At 37.4% G+C, this 17,523-nt stretch carries 20 protein-coding genes and 1 other annotated feature; of the genes, 15 read left to right on the forward strand and 5 right to left on the reverse strand.

The genetic code is table 11. From position 1 onward, the window contains the following. Positions 1-53 precede the first annotated feature (53 nt). From G4Z02_RS04025 to asnS, 9 genes are all read left to right on the forward strand, one after another. Complete coding sequence (locus tag G4Z02_RS04025) at positions 54-968, forward strand: diacylglycerol/lipid kinase family protein (protein WP_258878580.1); 915 nt, start codon at positions 54-56, stop codon at positions 966-968. After that, complete coding sequence (locus G4Z02_RS04030; protein ID WP_258878581.1) at positions 969-2,108, forward strand: aldo/keto reductase; 1,140 nt, start codon at positions 969-971, stop codon at positions 2,106-2,108. A 22-nt stretch (positions 2,109-2,130) separates the two neighbouring features. Further along, a complete protein-coding gene (rnmV, locus tag G4Z02_RS04035; protein ID WP_258878582.1) occupies positions 2,131-2,658 on the forward strand; it encodes a ribonuclease M5 in 528 nt (175 codons plus the stop codon). After that, positions 2,651-3,502 carry a 16S rRNA (adenine(1518)-N(6)/adenine(1519)-N(6))-dimethyltransferase RsmA gene (gene rsmA, locus G4Z02_RS04040; RefSeq protein ID WP_258878583.1) on the forward strand — a complete coding sequence of 284 codons (852 nt, stop codon included), beginning with the start codon at positions 2,651-2,653 and terminating at the stop codon, positions 3,500-3,502. Before rnmV ends, rsmA begins: the two co-directional genes overlap by 8 nt. A 6-nt stretch (positions 3,503-3,508) precedes the next feature. Then, entirely contained in the window at positions 3,509-4,345 is an 837-nt protein-coding gene (ispE, locus tag G4Z02_RS04045; RefSeq protein WP_258878584.1) for a 4-(cytidine 5'-diphospho)-2-C-methyl-D-erythritol kinase, read from the forward strand. A gap of 101 nt (positions 4,346-4,446) precedes the next feature. Further along, positions 4,447-4,713 (forward strand): septation regulator SpoVG, encoded by a 267-nt coding sequence (spoVG, locus tag G4Z02_RS04050; RefSeq protein ID WP_258878585.1) that lies wholly within the window; start codon positions 4,447-4,449, stop codon positions 4,711-4,713. Between the two features lie 112 nt (positions 4,714-4,825). After that, positions 4,826-5,806 carry a ribose-phosphate diphosphokinase gene (locus G4Z02_RS04055; RefSeq protein WP_258878586.1) on the forward strand — a complete coding sequence of 327 codons (981 nt, stop codon included), beginning with the start codon at positions 4,826-4,828 and terminating at the stop codon, positions 5,804-5,806. Positions 5,807-5,867: 61 nt separating this feature from the next. Next, positions 5,868-7,040, forward strand: coding sequence for a DNA recombination protein RmuC (locus tag G4Z02_RS04060; RefSeq protein WP_258878587.1), 1,173 nt, complete (start codon positions 5,868-5,870; stop codon positions 7,038-7,040). Between the two features lie 33 nt (positions 7,041-7,073). Then, positions 7,074-7,273: a binding site (T-box leader), on the forward strand. Between the two features lie 43 nt (positions 7,274-7,316). After that, positions 7,317-8,702 (forward strand): asparagine--tRNA ligase, encoded by a 1,386-nt coding sequence (gene asnS, locus G4Z02_RS04065; protein ID WP_258878588.1) that lies wholly within the window; start codon positions 7,317-7,319, stop codon positions 8,700-8,702. 224 nt (positions 8,703-8,926) lie between these two features. Here asnS and G4Z02_RS04070 read toward each other — a convergent pair whose 3' ends face one another. The 4 genes from G4Z02_RS04070 to G4Z02_RS04085 are packed head-to-tail and all read right to left on the reverse strand — an operon-like array spanning position 8,927 to position 11,295. Further along, on the reverse strand, positions 8,927-9,853 hold the full coding sequence (locus G4Z02_RS04070; protein ID WP_258878589.1) for an SPFH domain-containing protein: 927 nt from the start codon (positions 9,851-9,853) through the stop codon (positions 8,927-8,929). A gap of 26 nt (positions 9,854-9,879) precedes the next feature. Further along, the gene (locus G4Z02_RS04075; protein ID WP_258878590.1) at positions 9,880-10,428 is read right to left on the reverse strand and encodes an RDD family protein; all 549 of its coding nucleotides are present in this window, start codon (positions 10,426-10,428) and stop codon (positions 9,880-9,882) included. Positions 10,429-10,475: 47 nt separating this feature from the next. Further along, a complete protein-coding gene (locus G4Z02_RS04080) occupies positions 10,476-10,910 on the reverse strand; it encodes an NfeD family protein (RefSeq protein ID WP_258878591.1) in 435 nt (144 codons plus the stop codon). A 4-nt stretch (positions 10,911-10,914) separates the two neighbouring features. Next, on the reverse strand, positions 10,915-11,295 hold the full coding sequence (locus G4Z02_RS04085) for a hypothetical protein (protein ID WP_258878592.1): 381 nt from the start codon (positions 11,293-11,295) through the stop codon (positions 10,915-10,917). Positions 11,296-11,434: 139 nt separating this feature from the next. Here G4Z02_RS04085 and G4Z02_RS04090 point away from each other — a divergent pair, with 139 nt between their 5' ends. Then, positions 11,435-12,241 (forward strand): tRNA 2-thiocytidine biosynthesis TtcA family protein, encoded by an 807-nt coding sequence (locus G4Z02_RS04090; RefSeq protein ID WP_258878593.1) that lies wholly within the window; start codon positions 11,435-11,437, stop codon positions 12,239-12,241. Positions 12,242-12,262: 21 nt separating this feature from the next. Here G4Z02_RS04090 and mnmE read toward each other — a convergent pair whose 3' ends face one another. Continuing rightward, positions 12,263-13,612 (reverse strand): tRNA uridine-5-carboxymethylaminomethyl(34) synthesis GTPase MnmE, encoded by a 1,350-nt coding sequence (gene mnmE, locus G4Z02_RS04095; RefSeq protein ID WP_258878594.1) that lies wholly within the window; start codon positions 13,610-13,612, stop codon positions 12,263-12,265. Between the two features lie 65 nt (positions 13,613-13,677). Between mnmE and G4Z02_RS04100 the strand changes: the two genes are divergently transcribed. The 5 genes from G4Z02_RS04100 (at position 13,678) to G4Z02_RS04120 (ending at position 17,461) form a co-directional block, all read left to right on the forward strand. Beyond that, on the forward strand, positions 13,678-14,187 hold the full coding sequence (locus tag G4Z02_RS04100) for a hypothetical protein (RefSeq protein WP_258878595.1): 510 nt from the start codon (positions 13,678-13,680) through the stop codon (positions 14,185-14,187). Between the two features lie 55 nt (positions 14,188-14,242). After that, positions 14,243-16,174, forward strand: a complete 1,932-nt coding sequence (gene dnaX, locus G4Z02_RS04105) for a DNA polymerase III subunit gamma/tau (RefSeq protein ID WP_258878596.1) — start codon at positions 14,243-14,245, stop codon at positions 16,172-16,174. Then, positions 16,175-16,480: a YbaB/EbfC family nucleoid-associated protein gene (locus G4Z02_RS04110; RefSeq protein WP_258878597.1), complete on the forward strand. Its 306-nt coding sequence runs from the start codon at positions 16,175-16,177 to the stop codon at positions 16,478-16,480. A gap of 11 nt (positions 16,481-16,491) precedes the next feature. Next, positions 16,492-17,091 carry a recombination mediator RecR gene (recR, locus tag G4Z02_RS04115; RefSeq protein WP_258878598.1) on the forward strand — a complete coding sequence of 200 codons (600 nt, stop codon included), beginning with the start codon at positions 16,492-16,494 and terminating at the stop codon, positions 17,089-17,091. Positions 17,092-17,173: 82 nt separating this feature from the next. Beyond that, complete coding sequence (locus G4Z02_RS04120; RefSeq protein ID WP_258878599.1) at positions 17,174-17,461, forward strand: hypothetical protein; 288 nt, start codon at positions 17,174-17,176, stop codon at positions 17,459-17,461. The last annotated feature ends 62 nt before the right edge of the window (positions 17,462-17,523 follow it).

A 17,523-nucleotide genomic window follows, 5' to 3' on the forward strand; every position in this document is an offset into this window, starting at 1 on the left:
CGGCTTTTTTTTTATTATGTTATAATAAACATTAAGTAAGGCAGGGTGATTGCATGAAAAAATGTACGATTATATACAACCCAGTTAGTGGTAAAAAAGATTTTGATCAACACTTGAATTATGTTACTAGACGACTGGAAGAACACGAATACAGTGTAAAATTATATGCAACGGAACGTCCTAAACACGCGATTTCCCTTACAAAACAAGCGTGTAAGGAAGAGGTTGATTTACTATTAATTTCTGGTGGCGATGGTACGATGCATGAATGTTTGAACGGGATTGCCCATTCAACGTTTCAACCAATTATTGGATATATACCTTCTGGGACAGCTTGCGATTTAGCAAGTACGCTTAAAATACCAAAAGATGTCGAATTAGCCATGGATATTATTCTCAATCACGGCCAAGTTGTAAAAATGGATTATACCAACACAAATAAAGGGAGTTTCATCTATGTAACCGCAATTGGGACCTATGTGGATATCTCCTATGTTACAGACTCCAAATTAAAGAAATACCTAGGTTATCTCGCATACATCATTACGGGAATCAAAGAGTTCTTTACAATTCCGATGATTAAAACCAAAATAGAGCATGATAACGGCTTCTTACGTGGTTATTATTCACTTATTCTGGTTGTAAACTCAAAGAAAGTAGCTGGATTCAACATTGTATCACACCCGGTGTTAGATGACGGGAAGGTCGATGTCGTTGTTTATAAGTATATTCCCCTATTAAACAATCTTCTATACTTCATCTCATTTATATTAAGTCCAAAAGTACTACCTGGAGTCACAAAATTCCGTACATCAAAATTAAAAATCTATACCGATCATCCCCATAAGTGGAACATGGATGGGGAAGAAGCCGATGGTGGTAATTTAAATATTCAAGTGCAAAAACAAGCACTCAAAATCATTGTAGATCCAAGTATCGTAAATAAATATTTTAAGGAGCAGGAATAAATGGAATATCGCGCAATTAAAGTACAAAACAAAGAAGAAAATGTCTCATTACTAGGATTTGGATGCATGCGATTCCCAACCTTGGAAAACGGAGAAATCGATAAAGTACAATCCAAAGAAATGATGCTTCATGCACTGGAAAATGGCGTCAACTATATCGATACTGCATATCCCTATCATGGTGGAAAAAGTGAGTTGTTTGTTCGTGAAGTCATTCAAGATTTAGACAGAGATAGCTTCTTTTTAGCAGACAAGTTACCAATATGGGATTGTAAAACCAAAGACGACGTCGATCGTATTTTTCACGAACAACTCGATAAATGTGGTGTTACGTATTTTGATTTCTACTTAATCCACGCCGTCAACAAAGGACGTATACAACAAATCAAAGATTTAGACCTACTTAATACATTAGAAAAATACCGTGATGAAGGGAAAATCCGGAATATTGGATTCAGTTTTCATGACGATTTAGAAACCTTTAAGAAATGGGTGGATTTATACGATTGGGATTTTGTTCAAATCCAACTAAATTACATGGATATCAATCACCAACAAGGTATGGAAGGATATGATATCTTAACTGAAAAAGGGATTCCTGTCATCATTATGGAACCTGTTAAAGGTGGAAGCCTGGTTCGATTCAACCCGGTTATTGAAACCCAATTCAAAGAACGAGACAAGGACGCATCCATCGCATCATGGGCCTTCCGTTGGGTGGGAAGTTTACCCAACGTCAAAGTCATATTAAGTGGAATGAGTAATTTGGAACAAGTACAGGATAATCTCAATACATTTACCAACTTCAAACCATTATCCGAAGAAGAACAATCGTTTATGGCACACATTAGAGAAGATATTCTCCATCTCTCTAAAGTTGATTGTACGTCCTGTAATTACTGTATGCCATGTCCTCATGGGGTAGATATCCCTGGTAATTTCCGCATCTTTAATCATCATTCGATGTATAAAAACGATGGGTATGTTCATTGGCGTGTAGGAGAACTAACTAAAAAAGACGCATTTGCCGATCAATGTATCAACTGTGGTGAATGCATTGAAAAATGTCCGCAGCATATTGATATCCCAACGGATTTAGAACGATTCCAAGATTATTTAAAAGAGAATGGACTCAAATAATAGTATACAAGAGGTTGTGGTGGTGGAAGGCTATCACGACCTTGCTCGTTTAAAAGCTATTTATCCCACAGTAGATGTAATAATTACAAATGGTTCAGAAATTAGCGATACCACCTTGAATGAATTGGTAAAACTACAACAAACACGAGGGTTAATCTTATTCCTTGACCCCGATTATCAAGGAGAACGTATACGTTCAATCATTGATGAGACCGTAGGTGGGGCAAAACATGCATTTCTAACCAAACAACAATGCATCAGTAAAAATGGTAAAAAAGTAGGCATTGAACACGCTTCGAATGAAGATATTGTTACCGCATTACAAAGTGTACTTACAGCTACATCTCATACACAATCAACAATAACAATGCGTGACTTACGACAGTGGAATCTTGTTGGTACAAGTAACGCAAAACAACGACGACAATACGTAACAGAAACACTGGGAATCGGCCTCTGTAATGGAAAAACACTATTACACAAATGTCATATGTTTAATCTTTCGAAGACCGATATTCAGAATGTTCTTAAGGAGTATCCTCATGAGTAAACCCTCCTCAAAGACCAAAGACATCTTACAAAAATACAACTTCCATGTAAAAAAGCACTTCGGGCAAAACTTCTTAACCGATACCAATCTGCTTCATAAAATTGTGGATACCGCACAAGTGGATCAACAAACATTGGTGATAGAAATTGGTCCTGGAATCGGTAGTTTAACAGAAGTTCTTTTGGCAAAGGCCAAACACGTTATTGCGTATGAAATCGATGATGATTTAATCCCCATTTTACAAGAACGGATTACCCATCGTAATTTTACGTTGATTCATCAGGATTTCTTACAATCGGACGTCGATCATGATATCCTAGCACTGGGTATAGCATTTACCAAAGCTATAGTCGTCGCAAATTTACCGTACTACATTACAACACCTATCATCATGAAATTAATCGAAGAGTCTACACGTCTTCAAGAATTCTACGTGATGATGCAATACGAAGTGGCGAAACGCTTCACCTCAAAACCATCAACAAAAGACTACAATTCACTCAGTGTATTTATCCAATATAAAACAGATGCATCGATTGTAATCAACGTACCAAAACACGTTTTTACGCCAGCTCCTAACGTGGATAGCGCTGTTGTAAGAATGCGAATAAAAGACCATATAGAGCGATTTCCTATCGATGAAAAACATTTCTTCAAACTCGTACGAAATGCGTTTTCGATGCGCCGTAAAACACTCGCAAACAACTTATCAAAAACGATGGGATACAACAAGCAAACCTTACAAGACCATTTCACAGACTTAGGATTCTCACCATCTGTACGTGCCGAAGCACTACAAGTGGATGATTTTATAACGTTATCCGATATCTTACACAAGGAATGATCTTTTATGAAGGAAAAAGCCTATGCAAAAGTGAATCTCTTTCTAAACGTCATTCAAAAACGGACTGACGGATACCACGACCTTGAAATGGTTATGGCGTCCATCAACCTTTTTGACGTACTGTCATTTGACACGATAAACGATGGAATTGAGATTGTATCCGATAAAGAGATAACACCCAACGTGGAAGATAACATCGTCTACAAGGTCGCCCGATTTCTTCAAGAACATTACCATGTAACAAAAGGCGTTCGGATTACCATACAGAAAAACATTCCCATCGCTGCAGGATTAGGTGGCGGCAGTGCCGATGCGGCAGCAACGTTACGAGGATTAAATAAACTATGGAAACTACAACTATCCCTTGATAAACTTGCTGAAATAGGACTGCTCTTTGGTTCAGATGTACCATTTTGTGTCTATAATAAACTATGTATTGCCAAAGGACGAGGCGAAGAACTAGCCTTCTTAGATAACAAGTTGAATATCCCAATATTAATCGTCAATCCGAACATTCCCATATCAACCAAAGACGTATTCCAACAAGTACAACCAGAATCGATGACAGAACATAAAATCAATCACATGACAATGGGAATTTATAACCGCAATACAGAGATTATCGCGAAAGAACTATACAATTCCCTTGAACCAGTAGTATTTACCATGGAACCCAAAATCCAAGCACTAAAAGACGACATGCTTAGTTGGGGTGCTTCTGGAGCGTTGATGTCTGGGTCTGGCGCAACCGTATTTGCGATTGATTCCCATAAAAAAGTCCTTAAACAGGTTCAAGAAACCATCCCTGATTCGTACTTCAACTACTTGACCAAATTACGATAATTGGCCAATTTACGCAAAAAAAGTGTTTGAAACCGTTTTCTACTATGATATAATCAAGGTAAGTAAGAACAACAACTAACATAGAGACGCGAGGTGGTACGGTGAACATAACAGACGTTAGAGTGAAAAAATTTAACGGCCAAAACAGACTAAAAGCAATTGCCGCTATAACAATCGACGAATGTTTTGTGGTTCATGAATTACGCATTATTGATGGTAAAGCGGGTTTATTTGTGGCAATGCCAAGCAGAAAAATGCCTAACGGCGAGTTCAAAGACGTTGCACATCCAATCAATCAAGAAACTCGTAATATTATAGAAAATGCCGTAATCGAAGCATACAACCAATTACCCGACGACGAAGAATAAGAATAATAAATGTAACTTTTTTGAAAAGTTGCATTTTATTTTTGCTTTTTGTTATGTAAAATGTTAATGTATACACGGAACGAAAACACAACCTTTTGGAGGGATTCATTCAATGGCAGTAATTGAAGGTCACCATATAAAATTGTTTAGTCTAAGTGCCAACCCCCAACTTGCTGAAGAAATATCAAAAGAAACAGGGATTCCACTTAGTAAAATTGAATTAGATCGTTTCGCAGATGGTGAAATTGGGATTAATATTCCAGAAACCGTTCGCGGGCATCATGTATTCTTAGTACAACCCACAAATGAACCCGTAAATGAAAACATCATGGAACTACTCATCACCATTGATGCGATGAAACGGGCATCCGCGAAAAACATCAATGTCATCATGCCATATTACGGATATTCAAGACAAGATCGCAAATCCAAATCCAGACAACCAATATCGGCAAAATTATTTGCAAATCTACTAGAAACTGCCGGTGCAACACGTGTCTTATCAATGGATTTACACGCCGGACAGATTCAAGGATTCTTTGATATTCCAATCGATAACTTCCGCGCATTGCCAATCATTGTCCGCTATTTCGAAAGCAAGAAATTTACCGATGATATCGTCATCGTTGCTCCTGATCATGGTGGAGCTGTTCGTGCCCGTAAAATGGGGGATATCATGAATTGCCCAATCGCAATTATTGACAAACGAAGACCAGAACCAAACGTTGCTGAAGTCATGGGAATTGTTGGGGACGTTCAAGGTAAAGTCGCCATTTTAATCGATGACATCATTGATACTGCAGGAACCATCACCGCTGCTGCAAGAGCGCTTATCAAACAGGGTGCCAAAGAGGTATATGCTGCATGTACACACCCACTCTTTAGCCCACCAGCCGTTGAACGAATTAATGATTCACCAATACAAGAATTGATCTGTACGAACACCATTATGTTACCAGAATATAAAAAATCAGAGAAAATCGTTCAACTGAGTATTGGACCACTACTTGGAAAAGGCGTTATGTCGATTATTCACGACGATTCGCTCAGTAAATTATTCGAATATGATGCAATCACAGGTGAAGGAAAATAAGTAGATGGCAACATCTACTTTTTTGTTACCAAAAATGGTATAATATAGACGAGGTGATACGATGACAACAGGCGAAATTGTAATTATTGCGATTGCTGCAATAATTCTACTCTTAGAACTATATAAAATCATGCGTGAGAAACCAGCAAATGACCGCACAGATGAGGTTGTTGATGCACTAAAAGAAGAAAGCAATAAATCACTCCAACAATTAATCAAAGAGTTGGGGGAATTTCACGTATCAGTAACCAAATCGATGGGCGAAAGTTCCAAAGATAACATCAAAGACTTAAATGAATTTAAAGACTCCATGTCGAACAACATAGTTTCTCAATTTGAACTAATGAATAAGCGGATAGAAGAACAGATGGATCGGATTAATCATAAGGTAAACACTCGTCTTGAAGAAGGGTTTGAGAAAACCAACAAGACCTTTACCAATATTGTTGAACGACTAACAAAGATTGATGAAGCACAAAAAAATATTGAACAGTTATCCACAGAAGTCGTGTCCTTACAACATCTGTTATCCGATAAAAAAGCTCGAGGAACCTTTGGTGAAGTTCAACTAAACCACATTCTAAGTGCTATTTTTGGGGAAAATAATAAAAAAGTGTACGATACGCAAGTAAAACTATCGAATAACATGATGGTTGACGCACTATTGTACTTACCTGACGAAATGGGGAACTTAGCAATTGATTCGAAATTCCCCCTTGAAAACTATCAACGAATGGTGGACCGTGAACTGACAGATCGTGAACGAGAGTTGGCTACAAGAGCATTTAAAGCTGATATGAAAAAACATATCGATGCCATTGCCACTAAATACATCATTCCTACTGAAACCAGTGATCAAGCGGTATTATTTGTACCAGCGGAAGCGATATTCGCTGAGATTAATGCTTATCATCAAGAAGTAGTGGATTATGCCCAAAGTAAACGGGTATGGATTGCATCCCCAACGACATTAATGAGTCTTTTAACAACCGTTCAAGTACTACTACGGAATGTTGAACGAGACAAATACGCTAAAGTTATTCAAGAAGAATTGGTGAAACTAGGAACTGAATTTAGCCGTTATCAAGAACGATGGGACAAACTATCTCGTAATATTGATACCGTCAGTAAATCCGTGAAAGATATTCATACAACCAGTAATAAAATCGGGAAACGATTCAAAGAAATTTCCCATGTTGATTTAGAACTAGAAGAACCAGAAGATGAAGAATAGTTGACAAATCAAGTAGTTTTGTTATGATAGTGGTATAAAACGATGAGTGGAGAAGTACAATATCACCCTGTATAAAGCGAATCTAGGATGGTGAAAGCTAGGTAATAAGCGATATTGGAATAACACCATGAGTGATGGAAGAATTGAGTAGACCCATCCGTACACCTGCGTTAAAGGACTTGAGTGCTAGAAATAGAACTAAGGTGGTACCGCGGATTTTATTCGTCCTTAAACGATTGTTTAGGGACGTTTTTATTTTTTAGAGGAGGAAATTATATGAAATACTCTGTTCGAAAACTATACAAAGAATATGAGTCTATGGATCAACAAAAAATAACATTGTTTGGGTGGGTACGCAGTAATCGCGCTCAAAAGGAGTTTGGGTTTATCAATTTAAACGATGGAACATTCTTTGAAACAATACAAGTCGTATATGATATTCAATTGGATAATTTTAAGGACATTCAGAAATATCGTGTTGGGTCCGCCATATATATTGAAGGAACTGTTCTTTTGACACCCGACCGGAAACAGCCATTTGAAATCAAAGCAACAGCAGTTGAACTTGTTGGTGATTCCGAAGAGGATTATCCGATACAACCCAAACGTCACACCCGTGAATTTTTACGGGAAAACGCACACTTACGGGCTCGAACAAATCTATTTAGTGCTGTATTTCGTGTTCGGAGTATATTAACACATGCAATTCATACGTTTTTCCAAGAACGTGATTTTGTTCATGTCGCTGCCCCGTTAATCACCGCAAGTGATGCTGAAGGAGCTGGGGAAACCTTCAAAGTAACAACATTAGATTTAGATAATCTCCCACGCACTGAACAAGGAGATATTGATTATCGTCAAGACTTCTTCCAAAAGAAAACCAATCTCACCGTATCCGGGCAACTTGAAGCTGAAGCATTTGCCCTTGCATTCCGAGATGTCTATACCTTTGGACCAACCTTCCGTGCTGAAAACTCAAACACCACAACACACGCTAGTGAATTTTGGATGATTGAACCAGAAATTGCCTTTGCCGATATTCATGACGACATGGATTTAGCTGAAGATATGGTGAAATTCTTAATTCAATATGTGCTGGATAAAGCACCAGAAGAAATGGCATTCTTCAATAAATTTGTTCAAAAAGGACTACTGGAAAAATTAGACAAAGTTGTCAATGGGGACTTTAAACGAATTACCCACAAAGAAGCGATACAAGTCTTATTAGATAGCAAACAAAAGTTTGAGAACACACCATCCTTTAGCGAAGATTTGGCGACCGAACATGAAAAGTATTTGGTACAACATTTTGATGGACCAGTATTTATCATCGATTGGCCAAAAGACATCAAAGCCTTCTACATGAGACTAAATGATGACAATAAAACAGTTGCTGCAATGGACTTGCTTGTGCCAGGAAGTGGTGAACTCATCGGAGGATCCCAACGGGAAGAACGTTTAGAGTATCTAGAAAAACGAATGAAAGAAATGAATGTACCAAAAGAAGACCTATGGTGGTATCTCGATCTCCGTAAATACGGTGGTTGTAAACATGCCGGATATGGTCTTGGATTTGATCGAATGTTAATGTATATCACTGGAGTTGAAAACATTCGCGATGTTATTCCATTCCCTCGTACACCACGAAATTGTGAATTTTAGTAATTAAAAGAGACGATATGATTCGTCTCTTTTTTCTAAATAAGGCCAAACGAAGCGATTTCCTTATTTAGAAATAAGGTTCGGTCTGCAACTGTCTGAATCGAAATAAACTATATCAAACACGTAATAATTATAAATAAGCAACTAACTAAAGTAGGAACATAGTTGATATATTATTACAAATAAGCATACAAAAAAGGTAGGTTATCCTACCTTTTTTTGAATTACTTTTTATCTGTTTTGAAAGTTTCTGCTAAGGTTCCAGCGATTCCAACCATACCTTGTAAATCGGATGGGATGATTAGTTTTGTAGCTTGACCTTGTGATACTTCAACCATTGCTTTGTACGCTTCTAAACGTAAGAATGCTTCATCAGCGCCAGCTTTCTTGATCATTTCAATACCGCGAGCGGTAGCGTTTTGCACTTCAAGAATTGCTTGTGCGCGACCTTCAGCTTCGCGAATACGAGCTTCTTTGTCGGCTTCTGCACGTAAGATTTTTGATTGTTTTTCACCTTCCGCAGTAAGAATGTTTGATTTTTTCTCACCTTCCGCAAGTAAGATTGCTTGACGACGTTCCCGTTCGGCGCGCATTTGTTTTTCCATCGCTTCACGGATGTCTTTTGGTGGGATGATATTTTTCACTTCGACACGGATAATTTTAATTCCCCATGGGTCGGTTGCTTCATCCAAGATAATTCGCATTTTACTGTTGATTTGATCACGTGATGTTAACGATTCATCCAATTCTAAGTCCCCGATAATATTACGGAGTGTTGTTGCGGTTAAGTTTTCAATCGCACGAAGTGGACTATTAACACCATATGTGAATAGCTTCGCATCGGTTACCATGTAGAATACAACGGTGTCGATTTGCATGGTGACGTTATCTTTGGTGATAACGGGTTGTGGTGCGAAATCCACAACTTGTTCTTTTAATGATACTTTTTTACGAATACGATCAAAGAACGGAATTACAAAGTGAACACCAGCATCTAAGCTTTTACTGTATACACCTAAACGTTCAATAACGTATCGATTTGATTGTTGAACAACGATGACTGCTTGTGACAATAAGATCATCAACAATATAAACAGACCAACGACTAATCCAACAGCAACTCCACTAACTAATAAGCTTCCCATTAACATTATAATATTCCTCCTTCAGATTCTAATTAAAATGGGTAATCTACGCCTTCGTACTTCACATAAGTGCGTGTAACGATATCACGTAGTGTTTGTTTCTTCTTGCTAAAACTAATTAATACAACATCCAAAATAACGCCTCCGATAACGAAGGTTACCACCCAGTATCCAAGTTTCCATAGAACTTCACGAACAAATAATGTCCATGCGTTTACCCGTCCACCCAGCTCGATTTTTAGTAAACGTCTTCCTAGTGTTCGTCCTTTCATAAAGACGGAATACACGTAATAGATTAAGATGAATCCAAAGACGTTATACATGATTACACGAACCATATATTCAAACAATACAGCATATTGTTCTTCACTGGCATCTTGGAATTGAGGGTTGATTTCATTGAATTCTAATTGATATTCTTCTAATGTAATTTCGTCATTTGCATATTGCTCTTCGATGTCACCGAAATATTGTACTCGCAGTGCTTCATACTCTGCATACATGGTGTCATAGTTGTCTTGCTTTAGTAAATCCCCTACAAAAAATTGAAACAGTAATGATAAAATAACAAAGATTGGCATCGCATCAACGATGAATGATCCAATCCTACGAAACAAACCAACGCGCATTATTGAATTTTATCAACAATCAATTTTACGCCTTCGATTGCGAGTACTTCTACACGCTCATCGATTGCAATGTCTCGGTCGCCGGAAGTTACAGCCAGCCAATATTTACCATCAATTTTTACTTCCCCACGTTCTCCTACGAGAATTTCTTTGGTACAAACTGCTACCTTACCTATTAAACGGTCTGCATTTGTACTAATAGCATTGGTTTTAAAGTAGTTTTTCGCAACAGGACGTACACTTGCGACAAGAACTAAACTTACTAGAATGAACGCAGCAATTTGCCATCCAATATTAACGCCAATTAACGCTAATACAAAGGCAATCAATGCACCCACACTAAACCAAATACTTGCCAAATCCATTGTGTTCATCTCAATTACCGCAGCAACGATAACAATAATGAACCATACGATAATCATTAAATCAGGCATTTCCTTACACCTCCGGTTGAGTTAGATCAATAACCAGTAAGGCATCTTCCTTACTCCACTTAGCCTTATATTTAAAGGAGTTATTGTCTTTCAAATCAATTTTTGCAAGATCTGCGACTTCTTTCAAGAATTTTTTGTTGCATACTCTAGCATAACTAGATCTAACTGTAATCTTATGTCTTTTCTCTTCTGGAATTGCACCGATATCGGACTCTTCTTTAGAAATTGGTTTGACGGCAATTCGTTTCGAATCAAGATCCAAACCTAAGAGAACGTTATAGGCGTGTTCAAAATGGGAACTAGCCGCTTTGTTTAACGTAATATTTGATTCATAAAGAGTGGCAACTCCATCTTTGGGTTTTTTAGACGCCCATGTAAATGACATAATTTCACCTCCAATATTTTTCTTGATAACCTTATTATACCCTTATTACCATAATAATTCAAGAAAATTATTATTTATTATTTTTTATTAGACAAGGGGTATAGTATACTTGTTTTACCAAGGAGGTGGAAATTACCGAATGAACACCCAACAAAACTTTGAACGTGACATTATTAAGACGTATCGTAAACAATTATGGAGCCCATTCATCAAAGCGATAAAGAAATATAAATTAATCGAAGAAGGTGACAAGGTTGCTGTTGCTGTAAGTGGTGGAAAAGATAGTCTACTACTAGCAAAATTATTCCAAGAATTACAGAAACACCCACTTATGAAATTTGATGTAGAATTCATCTCTATGGATCCCGGATACAACGAAATCAATCGAACCTTACAGGAAGAAAATTCCCATAAATTAGGGATTTCCCTTACTGTAGAACCATCCAATATTTTTACCATTGTCGAGAAAATTGCAAACGATTATCCGTGTTATATGTGTGCGAGAATGCGTCGCGGATTTCTCTATAACATGGCACAAAAATTAGGTTGTAACAAACTAGCTCTTGGTCATCATTTTGATGATATTATTGAAACAACGATGCTTAATATTTTATATTCGGGAAACTTTCGAACGATGCTTCCCAAAGTTCCGAGTAAGAATTTTGAAAATATGGAATTAATTCGTCCAATGGCATTCATAAAAGAATCGGATATTATTAAAATAATGAAAAATAATTCAATTGAAACAATGGACTGTGGTTGTGAAATTCAAGTATGTAGTGTCTCGAGTAAACGACAACGAGTGAAACAACTAATCAGAGACTTAAAACAAGAAACCGATGAAATTGATCGAAACATCTACAAAGCTGCAGAAAATGTTGATTTAGACGGAATCATTGGTTGGATTGAAGCAGATAAAGAACGAAAAACTCGTTATGATGAATAAACACGCGATTATCGCGTGTTTTTATTTTCCTAGGCAAAACTTACTAAATAACTCATCTAATAGGGATGTAGAAGAGTTGTCCCCAATAATATCTCCAAGTAGTATCCAGGCATTCTTTAAATCAATTTCCACCATATCGACAGGCATTTGCATCTCAATTGAGGCAAGAGAATCGGTTAAAGCCTGTTTTGTTTCGGTAAGTTTTGCGATATGACGAGCATTGGATACATAGGTTTGATCGGAAACATTAATTGTTCCAGATAAAAACATGTCTCTAATCTTTGATTCTAACTGATCAATACCTTGTTTGTGCAAAGCACTAATCTCAACACTGTTTTCAAAGGAGTGGGTTAATGCTCTAGAAAGATCATTTTTATTGATAATAACAATTCGTTTCTTATGATTAGTCGCTTCAAGAAGCGCTTTATCTTCATCGGTAAGAGGCTGGTTATTGTCAAGGACAAACAAAATTAATTCGGCTTCTTCAATAACCGCTTTTGCCTTATCAATTCCGATTTTTTCCACAATATCTTCACTGTCTCGAATCCCTGCGGTATCAATTAGATTGAGGATAATACCACCGATATTCACGGTTCCTTCGACAATGTCCCGTGTCGTACCTTGAATTTCAGTGACAATGGCCTTGTCTTCTCTTAATAAGGCGTTTAGGATGCTTGATTTCCCCACATTTGGACGTCCGATAATTGCTGTTTTAATTCCATCTCGGATAATTTTCCCAAAATGTGACTGTTCAATAATCGTCGATATCTTAGATTCAAGTGATGTAATTGCTGGTTTTAAGATTTCGTTTGATAATTGTTCGACATCATCGTATTCCGGATAATCTATATTTACTTCAATGTTAGCAATGATATTAAGGAGCTCTGTTCGTAAATCGGTAATTAGTTTATATATTACGCCATCTAGCCCTTTATTTGCCAGTGTAAGACTCATGTCTGACTTTGCTTCAATAATATCCATAACCGCTTCAGCTTGGGTTAAATCGATACGGCCATTTAAGAACGCACGTTCTGTAAATTCACCGGGTTGGGCGGCACGAGCTCCACTTATCAACATTAGTTCTAAGATTTTGTTTGCAACAAATACACCACCGTGGCAATGAATCTCTACTAAATTTTCAGTCGTAAAGGATCGTGGTGCACGAAAAACACTGATTAATACTTCATCAATGTGGTTATCATTATTGACAATATGGCCATAGTGAATCGTGTGCGATGGAACGATTGTTAAATCGACACCTTCAAAACGGGAATTGACAAGATTGATTGCATTGTCTCCACTTAATCGAACAATGCTAATTGCTCCTTGTCCTAATGCTGTGGAAATCGCAACAATTGTATCTTCATTCATAGAAATCACCAAAATAATTATACCATAAACAAACGATTTGTTATATAATACAACTGGTGATTTGAATGAAACGTAAAAAAGGATTGAAATACTACGCAAAATTCTATGTATTTGTACTCGTGGCATATGTAATTTACATTGTTATCATCGGTGCTCGGAATGGAGAGTTTGATGCGACAATGTTGGGAAGCATGGTTTACTTACCAATCATGTTTGTTGGCTTAGTATGGTTGTTTGATTCGCTTTTGGAGCCTTTTTTCAAACGCATTGGACGAGGAAAACAGACTGGTGTTCAAGAACAGTATCGTGAGTTTTTTACCACATTGACAAATGAAGTGAATACCCAATGTGAATTTTCGATTGAAGATTTTCGAAGACTTCGCGAGAATGAAAGATTTCAAAAGGCATTACAACAGTCTTACAAGGTCATGACAGAAGGTGAAACACCGGATATGAATTTCACATTATTAGACAAGAAATTCAAGAAGGATTCACGGGAATACGAAGCGATGCAAGTTGTGATTAAAGAGGTTAAGAAAATGATGACAAATGATGGAAAAGACTACCAAAAATAGTCTTTTTGTTTTATAATGGATATACACACAAACACGGATTTCGGAGTGATTACATATGGCTTATAAAGCACTATATCGTACCTATCGACCTGCGGATTTTGAAGAGATTGCAGGACAAGAACACATTACAAAAACCTTTAAAAACGCATTGAAAAATAACAAGATAGCGCATGCCTATCTTTTTAGTGGACCCCGTGGTACTGGGAAAACCTCAATTGCAAAAATTATTGCTAAAGCTGTCAACTGTGAAAAAGCACCGATTGAAAATCCTTGTAACGAGTGTGATGTTTGTCGTGGCATCGAAAACAATACCATCAGTGATGTTATTGAAATTGATGCTGCTAGTAACAATGGTGTCGATGAAATTCGTGAAATTCGCGATAAAGTAAAATACTTACCAGGTATTGCAACCTACAAAGTCTATATTATTGATGAGGTTCACATGTTAAGTACGGGTGCCTTTAACGCCTTACTCAAAACATTAGAAGAACCCCCGAAACACGTCATCTTTATATTAGCAACCACCGAACCACATAAAATACCGGCGACAATCCATTCTCGTTGTCAACGTTTTGATTTTCGTGGCGTATCGATTCCGGAAATGACGGGACGACTACATACCATCATTGATGAAGAAGATATTGATATCAGTAAAGAAGCCATCAAAGTCATCGCCGAGAGCGCCGAAGGCGGTATGCGGGATGCAATCAGTTTACTCGATCAAGTGGTTTCTTATACCGATAAAAAAGTTACTGTCGATGACGTTCATGCCATCAAAGGAACGGTATCCAATGAAAAATTAGTGGATGTCGCCAAAGCAATCTATAATAACGACTCCGTTCAAGCAATCAAATTACTCGATGAACTGATTCACCTTGGTAAAGAAGCACCACGCCTCGTCGAAAACATGATTAAGTTCTATCGTGACATGTTGGTATACAAAAATACAAACATCGATGAAGACGATCAGTTAATATACAGTAATAAAACCTTCTTAGAACTAGCTAATCAATTATCCAACAACATGATATTCTTTTATATCGATGTCTTAAATAAAACCCAAAACGACATGAAATGGACCAATAATGCGAAGTTGTTTATGGAACTAGCACTGATTAAAATGGTGGATCGTGTCGAAAAACAAGAAATCATTTTTGAAGATGAAATGAGAGAGTTGCGAGATCAACTAGAATCATTAAAACTAGAAATGGATCAGAAAGCATTTGCCCCAGTGGTGGAACCCCAGGAAGAACCTAATGATACCGAACCACAACTGGATTTCCCATCCTTTGTAGAACCTCAAGAAGACAGTGTTGATGAGCCTGAAGAGGATGATCCAGTATCTTTAGATACACCAGAAGAAGCCCAAGATGAGCCGGTTGAAACAACTGAGCCGGAAGAAGAGGGTACGACTGATTTATTTAGTTTACAACCCGAAGAGCCACAGAAAAAAGAAGATACAGAATCCGAAGAACCTTATAAAACCTATGATGTTCGTTATGTTGAAAAAGTACTGAACAACGGTGATCGTGAAGCGAAAATACGAATGAATAAAAAATGGTTTGATATTGAGCGCTATACCAGCCCTGAGTTGATGACGTATGCCAAATGGATTACCACCGGACGCGTCGTCGCTACCAATGGTGAAATGATGATTATCCAGTATTCCAATGCATCTTTATGCAATCGGATGATGCGACCTGATGTAAAGGAAATTGTTGTCAAAATGCTCAGTGATTTCTACGATACACCTATCGATTATGTCGCCTTGCCAACCGATGTTTGGGAACAAAAAAGCCAGGAGTTCATCAAGAAATGGAAACAAGATAAGGAAGCCTATATCAAGTTAACCCCGATTGAACATCCTGCATTAAAAGAAATACCGAAGTTTAATAAAGAAATGAGCGAGTTTACACCTGATTCTGTAAAAGATGCAATTAATCTTTTCGGATCGGACGCTGTACGAGTGAAAAAAGGAGATAAGTAAATGAATCCCAATATGATTAAGAAACTACAAAAAATGCAACGTGACATGGTAAAAGCACAGCAAGAACTAGAAGCATCTACTTTTTACGGTTCTGCTGGTGGTAAAATGGTAACCGTTGAATTCACCGGTGATAAAAAAATGAAAAACATCACGATTGATCCCGATGCTGTGGAATCCCCTGAGGATATCGAGATGTTACAAGATACCATCATTGCTGCTGTCAATGATTGCATCAAACAAATTGAAACCGAAACCGAAAGCGTAATGTCACAATTCACTGGTGGAGGACTACCAGGACTCTTTTAGGACGTGATACTATGAAATACCCCAAGGCTATTGAACAATTAATTGAATCCCTACGTGCCTATCCTGGCGTTGGTAAAAAGACCGCAGAACGCTATGCCTTACATACGGTAAATCGCTTAGATGAAGAACAAATCGATCAAATCATCGAGGCCTACCACCATATAAAAACCGACATCTTTCAATGTCCAGTGTGTGGAAATATTACCGATACGGATCCATGTTACGTATGTAAAGATGAATCACGAACTCATGAAACAATGATAGTCGTTGAAGAGGCAAAAGATATCATTGCCATGGAGAAAACCAACCGATACCATGGATTGTATCATGTATTAAATGGTGTTATTTCACCCAGTAATGGCATTGGACCAGACGATATTAACCTGAAAAGTTTATTGCAACGATTGCAAAATGACACCATTAAAGAAGTAATTTTAGCAACGAATCTAAACAACGAAGGGGAAACCACCGCAAATTACATCCGTCGCTTATTAGAGGGCACCGACATCCTTGTCACGCGTATCGCTCACGGGATACCTGCAGGTGGAAATATCGAATATGCAGATGAGATTACAATCGTAAAAGCACTAGAGGGGCGACGAAAACTCTAAAATTTCTAGAAAAATTCATAAGATTTACACAAGTTTTTTGATATAATGTAATTAGAATTCGCGAAAGAGGTGGAGTGTATATATGTTTTTAGCTAACTTTATTGAAGAATATTTGCCATTTTATGATCAAATAGACGCATTTATCAATAGTACATTAGATCTTGACGGATATATTAGTCAATTTTTTACATTTATTGATGGATTGGATGCAGTAACACTTGTATTAGGAGTATTACTAGCGGGTCTTATCTTTATAATGGGGACATTTGAATTATTGAAAAAACTGTCAAAACTTATTATTGTTGTAGGTATCCTTGTTGGACTCTACTTACTCTACAGTAATGGGGCTCTTGACTCATTGATTGGCTAACAAAAAAGACGATTTTTCGTCTTTTTTTTGTAGGATCTGAATCATAAGTTGACCCATCTTTT

It is taken from the genome of Candidatus Xianfuyuplasma coldseepsis (genome assembly GCF_014023125.1).
In the GTDB taxonomy this organism is placed as follows: Bacteria; Bacillota_I; Bacilli_A; order Izemoplasmatales; family Izemoplasmataceae; genus Xianfuyuplasma; species Xianfuyuplasma coldseepsis.

Coding starts and splice junctions, on each gene's coding strand:
- G4Z02_RS04025 (WP_258878580.1), top strand. CDS start 54: ATGAAAAAATGTACGATTATATACAACCCAGTTAGTGGTAAAAAAGAT.
- G4Z02_RS04030 (WP_258878581.1), top strand. CDS start 969: ATGGAATATCGCGCAATTAAAGTACAAAACAAAGAAGAAAATGTCTCA.
- rsmA (WP_258878583.1), top strand. CDS start 2,651: ATGAGTAAACCCTCCTCAAAGACCAAAGACATCTTACAAAAATACAAC.
- ispE (WP_258878584.1), top strand. CDS start 3,509: ATGAAGGAAAAAGCCTATGCAAAAGTGAATCTCTTTCTAAACGTCATT.
- G4Z02_RS04055 (WP_258878586.1), top strand. CDS start 4,826: ATGGCAGTAATTGAAGGTCACCATATAAAATTGTTTAGTCTAAGTGCC.
- G4Z02_RS04060 (WP_258878587.1), top strand. CDS start 5,868: ATGACAACAGGCGAAATTGTAATTATTGCGATTGCTGCAATAATTCTA.
- asnS (WP_258878588.1), top strand. CDS start 7,317: ATGAAATACTCTGTTCGAAAACTATACAAAGAATATGAGTCTATGGAT.
- G4Z02_RS04070 (WP_258878589.1), bottom strand. CDS start 9,853: ATGTTAATGGGAAGCTTATTAGTTAGTGGAGTTGCTGTTGGATTAGTC.
- G4Z02_RS04075 (WP_258878590.1), bottom strand. CDS start 10,428: ATGCCAATCTTTGTTATTTTATCATTACTGTTTCAATTTTTTGTAGGG.
- G4Z02_RS04080 (WP_258878591.1), bottom strand. CDS start 10,910: ATGCCTGATTTAATGATTATCGTATGGTTCATTATTGTTATCGTTGCT.
- G4Z02_RS04085 (WP_258878592.1), bottom strand. CDS start 11,295: ATGTCATTTACATGGGCGTCTAAAAAACCCAAAGATGGAGTTGCCACT.
- G4Z02_RS04090 (WP_258878593.1), top strand. CDS start 11,435: ATGAACACCCAACAAAACTTTGAACGTGACATTATTAAGACGTATCGT.
- mnmE (WP_258878594.1), bottom strand. CDS start 13,612: ATGAATGAAGATACAATTGTTGCGATTTCCACAGCATTAGGACAAGGA.
- G4Z02_RS04100 (WP_258878595.1), top strand. CDS start 13,678: ATGAAACGTAAAAAAGGATTGAAATACTACGCAAAATTCTATGTATTT.
- dnaX (WP_258878596.1), top strand. CDS start 14,243: ATGGCTTATAAAGCACTATATCGTACCTATCGACCTGCGGATTTTGAA.
- G4Z02_RS04110 (WP_258878597.1), top strand. CDS start 16,175: ATGAATCCCAATATGATTAAGAAACTACAAAAAATGCAACGTGACATG.
- recR (WP_258878598.1), top strand. CDS start 16,492: ATGAAATACCCCAAGGCTATTGAACAATTAATTGAATCCCTACGTGCC.
- G4Z02_RS04120 (WP_258878599.1), top strand. CDS start 17,174: ATGTTTTTAGCTAACTTTATTGAAGAATATTTGCCATTTTATGATCAA.